Source organism: Pseudomonas sp. A0308 (assembly GCF_044218815.1).
In the GTDB taxonomy this organism is placed as follows: Bacteria; Pseudomonadota; Gammaproteobacteria; order Pseudomonadales; family Pseudomonadaceae; genus Aquipseudomonas; species Aquipseudomonas iridis.
In genome coordinates this window covers 2,814,805-2,824,731 of record NZ_CP162581.1, presented here as the reverse complement: position 1 = coordinate 2,824,731, position 9,927 = coordinate 2,814,805, and the positions used below count along the sequence as shown (strand labels likewise).

The following is a 9,927-nucleotide window of genomic DNA, read 5'->3' as shown; positions in this document are numbered from 1 at the left end:
CTCAAGCTGCCTGTTTTGCCATGACGAAGGCCGCAAGGCTCGCCACGTTGGAGAAATGGTTGCGGGTGTCTTTGGCGTCGGCGTCGATCTTGATGCCGTACTTTTTCTGGATCGCCAGACCCAGTTCCAGTGCGTCGACAGAATCCAGGCCCAGGCCTTCGCCGAACAATGTTTGATCGTCGCCGATGTCGTCGACGCTGATGTCTTCGAGGCCGAGGGCGTCGATGATCAGCAATTTAATCTCACGGTGTAGATCGCTCATCTTCGGCGAGCTCCTTGATGAAGTAAGAATGCAAATAGTCGTTGAGCTTGCGCGAGGCCTGCGGTGCCGGGCCTTGTGCTGCGAATGCCTGTGGATCTATATCGGCCCCGACACGAAAACTGAAGTGCACGCGGCGGCTGGGGATCCGATACCAGGGCTCGGCTTTGGTCAGGGTGGTCGGGTTGACCTTGATAACCACCGGCGTAAGGATTTTCGCACCCCGCAGGGCAATCGCCGCAGCCCCCCGATGAAAGGCTGGTGCCTGGCCCGGTTGAGTACGGGTGCCTTCAGGGAAAATGATCAGGGTCTGGCCGTTTTGCAGGGACTCGGCGGCCGCATCGAGCATGTCCATGCTGCCGTCGTTGCTGATGTATTCGGTGCTGCGCAGCGGGCCACGGGTGAAGGGGTTTTCCCACAGGCTTTTCTTCACCACGCAGTTGGCCTGGCGCACCAGACCGATCAGGAACACCACATCAATCAACGACGGATGATTGGCGATGATCATCTGCCCTGGACGACCGAGACGCTCAGCGCCCTGAATGTCGTAGGTCAATACGCCGGTGCGAGCCATGAATCGGACAAAAAACCAGAACAGCCGACTGACGGTGTGCCGCGCACGCTGACGGTGCTTCAGGGCATCACCGGGCAGACAGCCAAGCACCGGGAAAACCAGCACGCGCAGGCACAGCCCGCCCAGCCCGAACAGCGCGAAACTCGCCGCGGTGGCCAGCAGACGCCAGTAGTAAGCGTCGCGGTTCTTCTCGGTCACGGGTTGCGTTGCCAGGTCCATACACGATTTTTCCAGGCATGTTGGCAAAGGGGCTGCTGGCCTAGCAGGGTGCGTAGCAAGTTGAGCGCGTGTGGCCAGTGCGCTTTGGACCGTGCTTCGGTGGTGCTGTTCAGGGTCAGCCGCCAGTCGGTACCGGGAGTGAGCAACAGACCCAGCGCGTAAGGAAACGGCACATCGTCGATCCACGCCGAATAGGCTGCGGGCGGCTGTTCTTCGGTAATCACCAGCAACACCGCCGGAGCGCCTTCATTGAGCAGGGCTGCGGCTTCGAGCATGCCGTGTTCGAGACCGTCGCCAGCGGCGGCGAGGGCGGTCATTTCGCTGGTTTCGCCGCGCATGATCGACCATAGGCCGATGATCGCGTTGTGCACCGAGAGGCTGAATTGCGTCGGCGACAGCGGTTCGTCTTTGGCAAGGTCGCTGAGGATCTCGTAAGTGCGCGGGGTCTCGCCGTGTCGCGAGACGAACACCAGCGGCAGGTTTTCCCGTCCGTCGGCCAGTGGCCAGCCGACACTGAAAGCCATTCTGGCCAGTCGGCTGAGGCGGCGGCGTTGCATGGCCGGCAAGAACGATACATCGGGCGCGGCATCACTGCTCTGGAGCACGACCGGTTGTCGGCTCCAGGCTTGCCATGCGTCCACGCTATCGAGCCCCGGGGCCCACGCGCGCCACTGGGCGATGTTGAAGTTGATCACGGACATTCATCCCGCCCCTGCGGGCTTTTTGTTGAGGCGTGAGTCGTCAAAGCCGCAGCAGGCTTGACGTGGCGCTTGGCGCCGGGTGGCGCGCATTATCCCGGTGACACGGGTGTGTAGCAAATGGTGGTTACATTTTGTGCAGTGAAATGTACCGAATGGTTCGCGGTAAAACTGTCACTTGGCCATTATCCAAATTGTCAGCGGCTTGTCTGTCGGCCATCTCGGCGATTGCTGGTGGTTTTTACTGGTCCTGCACGCGGAAAATTGCACCTGACCTGTAGTCCATGTCCGCGAAGGTAGCGAAGCGAGGCGGCGCGCATCTACACTCGGTCATTCTTTGATACACGGAGGTTTTGTCATGCGGCGCGTGGTGTTCAATCAGAAAGGTGGCGTAGGCAAATCCAGCATTGCCTGCAATCTGGCAGCGGTCAGCGCCAGTGAGGGTTATCGCACACTGTTGGTCGATCTGGATGCTCAGGCCAACTCCACTCAATATCTGACGGGGCTCACCGGCAACGATATCCCGATGGGAATTGCCGATTTCTTCAAGCAAACGCTGTCTTCAGGGCCGTTCTCGAAGAAGAATCAGGCGGATATCTACGAAACCCCGTTCGACAACCTGCACATCATCACTGCTACCGCCGAGCTGGCCGATCTTCAGCCGAAGCTTGAGGCGAAGCACAAGATCAACAAGCTGCGCAAATTGCTCGATGAATTGTCCGAAGATTACGACCGGATTTATCTCGATACACCCCCAGCGCTGAATTTTTATGCGGTATCAGCGCTGATTGCGGCAGATCGCGTGCTGATTCCCTTCGATTGCGACAGCTTCTCGCGTCAGGCCTTGTACGGGTTGATGGCGGAAATTGCAGAATTGAAGGAAGACCACAACGAAGGGCTGGAAATCGAAGGCATCGTGGTCAACCAGTTCCAGGCGCGGGCCAGCCTGCCGCAGCAGATTCTCGATGAGCTGATTGCCGAAGGTTTGCCGGTATTGCCGGTGTATCTGACCAGTTCAGTGCGCATGCGTGAATCGCATCAGGCGAGCATCCCGCTGATCCACCTTGATCCGCGGCACAAGCTGACCCAGCAGTTTGTCGAGTTGCACAACCTGCTCGAAGACGCGTGACTTCTCGAAGCTCCCACAAAACCTGTGGGAGCGGGCTTGCCCGCGATGAGGCCGGCACATTCAGCATCTGAAGTGCCTGATCCAGTGTCATCGCTGGCAAGCCAGCTCCCACAGAGTTTTCAGGGTGTTTCAGATGCCCTGGCTACGCAGCCACGCCATCAACTGCGGCAAAGGAAACGCCCCGCTCTGGCGCGCCACCTCCCGACCGTTCTTGAACAGAATCAGACTCGGAATCGAGCGAATCCCCAACTGCGCCGATAACTGCTGATTCGCCTCGCTATCAAGCTTGGCCAGCCGACACTTGCCCGCCAACTGCGCAGCCGCCTGCTCGAATATCGGCGCAAACGACTTGCATGGCCCGCACCAGTCCGCCCACACGTCCACCAACAACGGCAGATCACCCTTGATCTGGCTGGCGTAATCGCCTTGCTTGAGTTCGAAGGGTTTGTTCAGCAGCACCGCAGATTTGCAGCGACCGCACTTCGGCTGGTCAGCGAGGCGCTCGGCGGGAATGCGGTTGAGGCCGTTGCAGGTGGGGCAGGGGATGAGCAGTGGGTCGGTCATGAGCAAAGTCCGGTGAAGAGCTGATAAGCGTAAGTTGGAGACGTTTGCTCATATTTTCAATCGTGCAGGCTTCAAGGTTGCACCTAGGCTGGAGCACACCGAGCGGGTCCGTTGGTCTGCTCGGTAGTATCGCAACTTGCGATAATTTCGATCTGTGATTAACTTTCTATAGCAGAATGCGATAAGGATGTTGCATGCATGTGTTCAGTGAAAAACCGATTAGAGAGGCCAAGGCACGGTGGCCACAGGCAGAAAACGCGCTGGCGCAGTGGTTTCGTCTGGCAAGCAGGAGTTATCCAAAGGATTTCGCGGCGATGAAATCGATATTTCCCGCAATCGACAAGGTGGGCGAATTTCATGTCTTTGATATCGGCGGCAATAAGCTGAGGTTAATTGCTTTTGTCAGTTACCGATCACAGAGGCTTTTCATAAAGCATGTGTTGGATCACCGCGAATATGACCGTGGGAAATGGAAGGAGGCAAAGGTATGAGTGTTTTGATCAAGACAGTTGCTGAACATTGGGAGTTTGTTTCTCCATTGGTTAGAAAACCCAAGAGCGAAGAGGACTACGACTCCCTGGTTCGGGCAGTCGACGAGATACTCGAGATTACCGGCGATGACGAGTCGCATCCCTTGATGAGCCTGGTCGACATCATTGGTGACTGGATCAAAGAATGGGATCACACCCATCACCCCATGGCTCAAGCGAGCGGCGAAGAGGTTCTCGGTTACATGATGCGTGAACACGGCTTGACCCAGAGCGACCTGCCGGGTGTCGGTACACAGTCGGTTGTTTCTGAAATTCTGAATGGCAAGCGCAAGCTCAACTTGCGCCAGGTCCGCTGGTTGGCAGAGCGCTTCAACGTGCCGGTAGATGTATTTATCTGAAGGGCACGGCAAGACCATGCAGCGCCATGACAGTCGCACTCTACTAGCATGTCGCGCGGCTTTTTCAGCCGTAGCTGTCAACTAAAGGGAATTAACTGTCATGAGCCACACCCAAGAGGCCGCTGTGCCTACTGACTCCACGCCTTACAAGGACGCGAGCATGAGTTGCGGGCATTGCAACTACACGCTCAAACCGACGTATCACCAAGCGTTCGAACTGGTTCGGTTGCAACCCATCAACTGTTATCAGTGCAGCTCGGATCTATTGCTTGATGAAGCCGACCGTCAGGTGCTGGACAAAAAACTGCATACGGCCACCCGTATCGGTAAGTTGGCGTTGTTGATTCTGGGGCCGTATTTCTTGATCAGCCTGCTCGCGACGCTCTATTTCATGTTCTTTGCCAAACCGCCTTTCCCGGGATTCTCGGGGGTATTGTTTGGCGGCGGGCTAGTGATCGGGTTCCTGCTCAAGAGCGCCGCAACGGACAGCGAAGAGCGCGACTTCGTGCTATTCAAGCAAGGCGAGCGGCCTTCTGCGCAGACGCAAGCTGCGTAACTCAACGCTGGCGAGGCCCTGCGACCGCGATTGAGATTCGCGGCCGCACAGACCTGAGCGCTCGCTCTGCCCGCACCACTTGGCAGCGCCGGCGCTTCAATTTGCGCCTGGCCAGTTTGATGCCATCACGACGAACAACTGATCTCCAGATGCTTGCCCCACTCGGGCGGGCGCTCGGCATAGCTTTCCATCCCCGGTTGTTCGTCGAATGGCTTGCTCAACACCGCATACAACTGGCGAACCTCTGAATAGTCCCCTTGTTCCGCCGCATCAATCGCTTTTTGCGCCAGATAATTACGCAGGATGTACAGCGGATTGACCGCGTGCATGCGCGTGCGGCGTTGCTCTTGATCGGGCGCGCCATCACGGGCAACCCGCGCCACATAGCGTTCGCCCCAGGCGTCGAAGCCTTGGATGTCGACGAAGTCGTCACGCAATTGAGCAACGGCCAGTTCTGCGGATTGATCACCGAGCCGGCGGAAAAATAGCGTGTAGTCGACGCCGCTGTTCTGCATCAGTTGCAGCAGGTTTTCCAGCAGCAATTGATCGTCATCTTCAGCCGTGGTGAACCCGAAACGACGGCGCATCAGGTCGAGGTAGTGCGCCTGGAACAATGGCAAATACAAGCCAAGTGTTTCGCGCAGGGCTTCAACGCTGATGAACGGCGTCAATGCCTGGGCCAGGGCACTGAGGTTCCATTGGCCGATGGGCACTTGATTGCTGAAGGAGTACCGGCCCTGGTCGTCCGAGTGGTTGCAGATGAAGTTGGCGTCGAAGTCATCAAGAAAGGCGAACGGGCCAAAGTCGAAGGTGATGCCCAGGATCGACATGTTGTCGGTGTTCATCACGCCGTGGCAGAACCCGTAGGCCTGCCATTTGGCGATCAGTTCGGCGTTGCGTTCGACGACCTCGCGGAACATCGCCAGGTACGGTTCGGGTTGCTCCAGGCATTGCGGAAAATGCATCGCCAGCACATGCTCGCCGAGCAACTTCTGCTCCTCGGGACGCTTGGTGTAATAGAAATATTCGAAGTGGCCAAAGCGGATATGGCTCGGCGCCAGACGCAGCACCATCGCGGCGCGTTCCTGCTTTTCACGCCAGACCGGGGTGTCGGAGCCGATCACGCAGGCTGCGCGCGAGGACGGAATGTTCAGCGCGTACAACGCTTCGGAAGCGAGGAATTCACGGATCGACGAACGCAGCACGGCGCGACCATCGCCCATGCGCGAAAACGGCGTCTGCCCGGCGCCCTTGAGGTGCAAGTCCCAGTGCTCGCCGGCCGCGTTGTAGACCTCGCCGAGCAATAAGCCGCGACCATCACCCAGTTGCGGCGTGTAGCCGCCGAACTGATGCCCGGAGTACACCATCGCTCGCGGCTCGGCATCGGCCCACAGCTTGTGGCCGCCGAACAGTTCGGCAAACTCTTGAGTTTCGGCGGTGGCCGGCTCTAGATCCAGCAGGGCGAGCGCTGCCGGACTTGCGACGACCAGACGAGGGTTGTCGATCGGCTCGGGCAGCACATGGGCGGAGAATGCATCGCCAAGGCGGGCGAAACGATTGTCGAAGGTCAGTTCGTCGAGGGCTTTCAAGGGCCTGCTCCAGCAGAATGTCCGAGCATTCTGCTGGGATTAACCGGGTTAGTCGAGTTTGGTCTGTGGCGGCTCTTGCAAAGGCTCTTGTGGCGAGTCTTGCAGCGGTTTTTGCTCGGCGCCAACCGGCACGATGGTTTTGGTCTCCGCTTCAATGGGCACCAACTTGTATTCCTGACCATGCAGGTTCTTCAGGTAAACCTCCATCTGGCGGAACGAGATGTTGATGTGCTGCTTCTTGAACTCGCGGTTGATAAAGCGGTTGACCTCATCAAGCACCGGGTTGCGGTCACCCAGATCGCGTACGTGCATGCGCAGTTCGTGGTCGAGGGTGCTTTCGCCGAAGTTGAGGAAGTACACGAGCGGTTCCGGCTCCTTGAGCACGCGCGGGTTTTCCCGGGCGGCCTTGAGCAGCAACTCCTTGACCAGATCCAGATCGGAACCGTAATCGACGCCCAGTTTGAGCGTGACTCGGGTGACGGTGTCGGTCAGCGACCAGTTGATCAGTTGTCCGGTGATGAACGTCTTGTTCGGGACAATGATGTCCTTGCGGTCGAAGTCGGTAATGGTCGTGGCGCGGATGCGGATCTTGCTCACCGTGCCCGACAGGTTGCCGATGGTGATGGTGTCGCCGATTCGCACCGGGCGTTCGAACAGAATCATGATGCCGGAGATGAAGTTGGCGAAGATCTCCTGCATACCGAAACCGAGGCCGACCGACAGCGCCGCCACCAGCCATTGCAACTTGTCCCAACTCACCCCGAGGGTCGACAGGGTCGTGACGAAGCCGATGCCAGCGATCACGTAGGACAGCAGTGTCGTGGTCGCGTAAGCACTGCCCTGCGCCAGATTGAGTTTTGACAGCACGAACACTTCGAGCAGGCCGGGCAAGTTGCGCGCCAAGGCAAAGGTGATGCCAATGATGATCAGCGCGCCAAGCATGTCGCCGATGCTGATCGGCACCATGCTCATGTTGGCGCCGGTGCCACTGGTGTATTCGTAAAGGGTTATGTTGTCGAGGTACGAGAACACCGAGATCAGGTCCGACCAGACCCAGTACAGCGCCGCGATGAAACCGCCGAGCAGGGCCAGACGGATCAGTCGCAGGGACTGTTCGTTGACCTTTTCGATGTCCAGCGTCGGCTCTTCAATGACGGCTTCGCCTTCGCCGGCCTCTTTCGCGGCCTGGCGCTTGGCCAGGGCACGCTGGTAGGCCAGACGCCGTGCGGCAACGCTGAGGCCGCGAACGAAGGTGGCTTCGATCACCAGCCAGAACATCAGCAGATAGAGCGTGTTGATCAAGCGATCGCTGAGTTTCAGCGCGGTGTAGTAGTAACCAAAGCAAACGGCTACGAACAACGCGATTGGCAGCAGGGTAAACATCACGCCAAGAGCCTTGCGGAACAGCGAGGTGTTTTGGTGGGTAGGGCTGCTGATCAGCAGACGGCTGAGCAGCCATGCCATCAACGCGTAGCAGGTCAGCACCACCGGCATGCCGAGGACGTCGTCGGCCAGCGCCGCTGGCTGCAATTCCGCGACCGCGACCACAGCCACCAGTGCCATGACCACCAGGCCGAGTCGACGCACCCAGCCTTGCAGGAATTCGACCTGGGGTTTTTCCCAGCGGAAGTGCAATTCGGCCACGCCGCCCGGCGCCAGAATCCGGTAGGCGGTGTAGAACACCAGCCATGCCTGACCCATTTGCAGCAGCGCCGCGCCCATGTTGGCGTTCTGTCCGCGGGCGTCGATCTGCAAGGCCAGACCGCACAGGCCCAGTCCCAGCGCCACCGGCATCGCCAGCAGAATATTGATCAGGATCGCCTGCGGTGTGTGCCACTGGCTGTCGCGTTTGAAGTGGCCGATGTCCTGGTGAACCTTGTTCAGGCGCCCATACAGACTCTTGCGCCGCCACAGCAACGCGCCGATCAGCAGCGCCAGCGGCAGGAACAGCAACGGTCGCTGGGTCAGCCCGTCGGTCAACTCGCTCAGGCTGGAAGCCCACGGCAACGTATCGACCTGACGCTTGAGGCGATCCGGCACGCCGCGCATCCACTCCAGGTCCAGCGGCTTGTTGCTGGGAATCCAGAACATCTGCTCGTCGAGGGTCGCGCGCAGGCTTTGCGCGGTGCTCAGCAGTTGCTTCTGGTTGAGTTGCAGGGTGATCGATTCGTTGAGCATTGCGCTCAATTCGCGGTTGAGCCGCTCCAGCAGGTCGGCGCGCGTGTTGGCCAGGTCCAGCAGGCTTTTGCGCAGCTGCGGAGTAATCTCTTCCGGCGGCTGGGTAGTCAGCAGGTTGTCCACATAGGACGCCGGATTGCTCAGCAGTTCACGCTGCTGGCTGACATCAAACTGATACAGGCGGATGTCGGCGATCTGATCCGCCAGATCGCGGTCGACCTTCAGGCGAGGCAGAGCCTGTTTCTGTTTGTAGAGAATCTTCGACAGCAGCAGGCTGCCCTTGAGCACGGCAATCTGCTCGTCGAGGGCGGAGTCGCTCTGGGTCAGAGTGTCGAGTTGCTGTTTGGTTAGCAGGTTCTGCTGAGTGACTTCGTTGAGACGATCGGTACTCTTGAGCAGGTAGTCCGAGAGTTTGAGGTTGGCGGCGCTTTCAGTGGCGAGCAGGCTGCTGCTGCCGGCCTTCTGTGCCTCGATCGATTGCTGGGTGACGGTTTCCTGAGACTGCGCCAGACGCTTCTGGTTGATCAGGGTCTGCAGTTCCTGGATCTCGCGGTCGAGGCGGTCGGATTTTTCGGACAGCAGGTCATGTTGAGCGTTGCCCAGATCCTGCAACTGGTTATTGCCGGCCAGTTCCTGGCGGCGCAACGGTATCAGCGCGTTCAGCGCCGCCAGCTCGGCATTCAACTGGTCGCGCTGCTCGGCGCTGACCGTCTTGCCCGCTTCCTTGCCGGACTTGAGGATGTTGTTGATCTGCTGAATGCGCGTCTGGCTGGCGGAAATTTCTGCCTGAGCCCGCTCGGGACGAGTCTGCGCGGTGATGATCAGGCTGTTGGCGTCGGCCAGGGCTTTTTGCAGATCACTTTGCTGGGTCGAGCGATCCGTCAGGATTTGCTCCAGCTGCTGGATCGACTCCTTGGGGAAACGCTGGGTCACCGGCACCACCGCAGTGGCCTTGAGACGCGTCAGTTCGCGGGTGCTCTCGATGGTCTGCCGGGGCGCGGAGGCCAATTGCTGCTTGAGATCGATCAGCTTCTGTTCGTAATCACGCTGATTGTTCAGATGATTGAGCGTGTTCTGCAGGACAGTTTGCAGAGTCTTTTTATCGGCATCCGGCAGTTTACTGTCGGCGAGCTTGTCGAGGCTGGCCTGCACGGATTGGCTCGACGGTGGTTCGGCGGCGTACAGCGGGCCGACAGTAAGACTTAGGCCCAGAAGGGCCGCGACGAAAAAGGAGCGCAGGGTAGGCATAGAGACCGGTCAAGCAAGTGATAG

General features: G+C 58.8%; 10 protein-coding genes. 4 read left to right on the top strand and 6 right to left on the bottom strand.

Going from position 1 to position 9,927, the window contains the following annotated elements:
* Nucleotide 1: 1 nt before the first annotated feature.
* Genes AB4P92_RS12960 through AB4P92_RS12950 form a run of 3 tightly spaced genes read right to left on the bottom strand, consistent with a single transcriptional unit; the run spans nucleotide 2 to nucleotide 1,753 of the window.
* Nucleotides 2-262 carry a phosphopantetheine-binding protein gene (locus tag AB4P92_RS12960; protein ID WP_047299425.1) on the bottom strand — a complete coding sequence of 87 codons (261 nt, stop codon included), beginning with the start codon at nucleotides 260-262 and terminating at the stop codon, nucleotides 2-4.
* Nucleotides 243-1,052: a 1-acyl-sn-glycerol-3-phosphate acyltransferase gene (locus tag AB4P92_RS12955; RefSeq protein ID WP_047299427.1), complete on the bottom strand. Its 810-nt coding sequence runs from the start codon at nucleotides 1,050-1,052 to the stop codon at nucleotides 243-245. The genes AB4P92_RS12960 and AB4P92_RS12955 overlap by 20 nt, the downstream gene beginning before the upstream one ends.
* Nucleotides 1,028-1,753, bottom strand: coding sequence for a beta-ketoacyl synthase chain length factor (locus AB4P92_RS12950; protein WP_042557296.1), 726 nt, complete (start codon nucleotides 1,751-1,753; stop codon nucleotides 1,028-1,030). The genes AB4P92_RS12955 and AB4P92_RS12950 overlap by 25 nt, the downstream gene beginning before the upstream one ends.
* A gap of 355 nt (nucleotides 1,754-2,108) precedes the next feature.
* On the opposite strand from AB4P92_RS12950, the gene AB4P92_RS12945 reads away from it, so the two are divergent.
* Nucleotides 2,109-2,879, top strand: a complete 771-nt coding sequence (locus AB4P92_RS12945) for a ParA family protein (RefSeq protein ID WP_261736260.1) — start codon at nucleotides 2,109-2,111, stop codon at nucleotides 2,877-2,879.
* Between the two features lie 129 nt (nucleotides 2,880-3,008).
* Here the strand turns inward: AB4P92_RS12945 and trxC are convergent, their stop codons facing one another.
* Nucleotides 3,009-3,443: a thioredoxin TrxC gene (gene trxC / locus AB4P92_RS12940; protein WP_339478822.1), complete on the bottom strand. Its 435-nt coding sequence runs from the start codon at nucleotides 3,441-3,443 to the stop codon at nucleotides 3,009-3,011.
* Nucleotides 3,444-3,637: 194 nt separating this feature from the next.
* On the opposite strand from trxC, the gene AB4P92_RS12935 reads away from it, so the two are divergent.
* The 3 genes from AB4P92_RS12935 to AB4P92_RS12925 all read left to right on the top strand — a co-directional run bounded on the left by AB4P92_RS12935 (nucleotide 3,638) and on the right by AB4P92_RS12925 (nucleotide 4,888).
* On the top strand, nucleotides 3,638-3,934 hold the full coding sequence (locus tag AB4P92_RS12935) for a type II toxin-antitoxin system HigB family toxin (RefSeq protein WP_047299429.1): 297 nt from the start codon (nucleotides 3,638-3,640) through the stop codon (nucleotides 3,932-3,934).
* Nucleotides 3,931-4,332, top strand: a complete 402-nt coding sequence (locus tag AB4P92_RS12930; RefSeq protein WP_047299431.1) for a type II toxin-antitoxin system HigA family antitoxin — start codon at nucleotides 3,931-3,933, stop codon at nucleotides 4,330-4,332. The genes AB4P92_RS12935 and AB4P92_RS12930 overlap by 4 nt, the downstream gene beginning before the upstream one ends.
* A gap of 100 nt (nucleotides 4,333-4,432) precedes the next feature.
* On the top strand, nucleotides 4,433-4,888 hold the full coding sequence (locus tag AB4P92_RS12925) for a hypothetical protein (protein ID WP_047299432.1): 456 nt from the start codon (nucleotides 4,433-4,435) through the stop codon (nucleotides 4,886-4,888).
* Between the two features lie 125 nt (nucleotides 4,889-5,013).
* Here AB4P92_RS12925 and selO read toward each other — a convergent pair whose 3' ends face one another.
* Together selO and mscK are read right to left on the bottom strand one after the other, a co-directional pair.
* The gene (selO, locus tag AB4P92_RS12920) at nucleotides 5,014-6,477 is read right to left on the bottom strand and encodes a protein adenylyltransferase SelO (RefSeq protein ID WP_395599490.1); all 1,464 of its coding nucleotides are present in this window, start codon (nucleotides 6,475-6,477) and stop codon (nucleotides 5,014-5,016) included.
* A gap of 48 nt (nucleotides 6,478-6,525) precedes the next feature.
* Nucleotides 6,526-9,903, bottom strand: coding sequence for a mechanosensitive channel MscK (mscK, locus tag AB4P92_RS12915; protein WP_261736264.1), 3,378 nt, complete (start codon nucleotides 9,901-9,903; stop codon nucleotides 6,526-6,528).
* Between the last annotated feature and the right edge of the window lie 24 nt (nucleotides 9,904-9,927).

Coding starts and splice junctions, on each gene's coding strand:
- AB4P92_RS12960 (WP_047299425.1), bottom strand. CDS start 262: ATGAGCGATCTACACCGTGAGATTAAATTGCTGATCATCGACGCCCTC.
- AB4P92_RS12955 (WP_047299427.1), bottom strand. CDS start 1,052: ATGGACCTGGCAACGCAACCCGTGACCGAGAAGAACCGCGACGCTTAC.
- AB4P92_RS12950 (WP_042557296.1), bottom strand. CDS start 1,753: ATGTCCGTGATCAACTTCAACATCGCCCAGTGGCGCGCGTGGGCCCCG.
- AB4P92_RS12945 (WP_261736260.1), top strand. CDS start 2,109: ATGCGGCGCGTGGTGTTCAATCAGAAAGGTGGCGTAGGCAAATCCAGC.
- trxC (WP_339478822.1), bottom strand. CDS start 3,443: ATGACCGACCCACTGCTCATCCCCTGCCCCACCTGCAACGGCCTCAAC.
- AB4P92_RS12935 (WP_047299429.1), top strand. CDS start 3,638: ATGCATGTGTTCAGTGAAAAACCGATTAGAGAGGCCAAGGCACGGTGG.
- AB4P92_RS12930 (WP_047299431.1), top strand. CDS start 3,931: ATGAGTGTTTTGATCAAGACAGTTGCTGAACATTGGGAGTTTGTTTCT.
- AB4P92_RS12925 (WP_047299432.1), top strand. CDS start 4,433: ATGAGCCACACCCAAGAGGCCGCTGTGCCTACTGACTCCACGCCTTAC.
- mscK (WP_261736264.1), bottom strand. CDS start 9,903: ATGCCTACCCTGCGCTCCTTTTTCGTCGCGGCCCTTCTGGGCCTAAGT.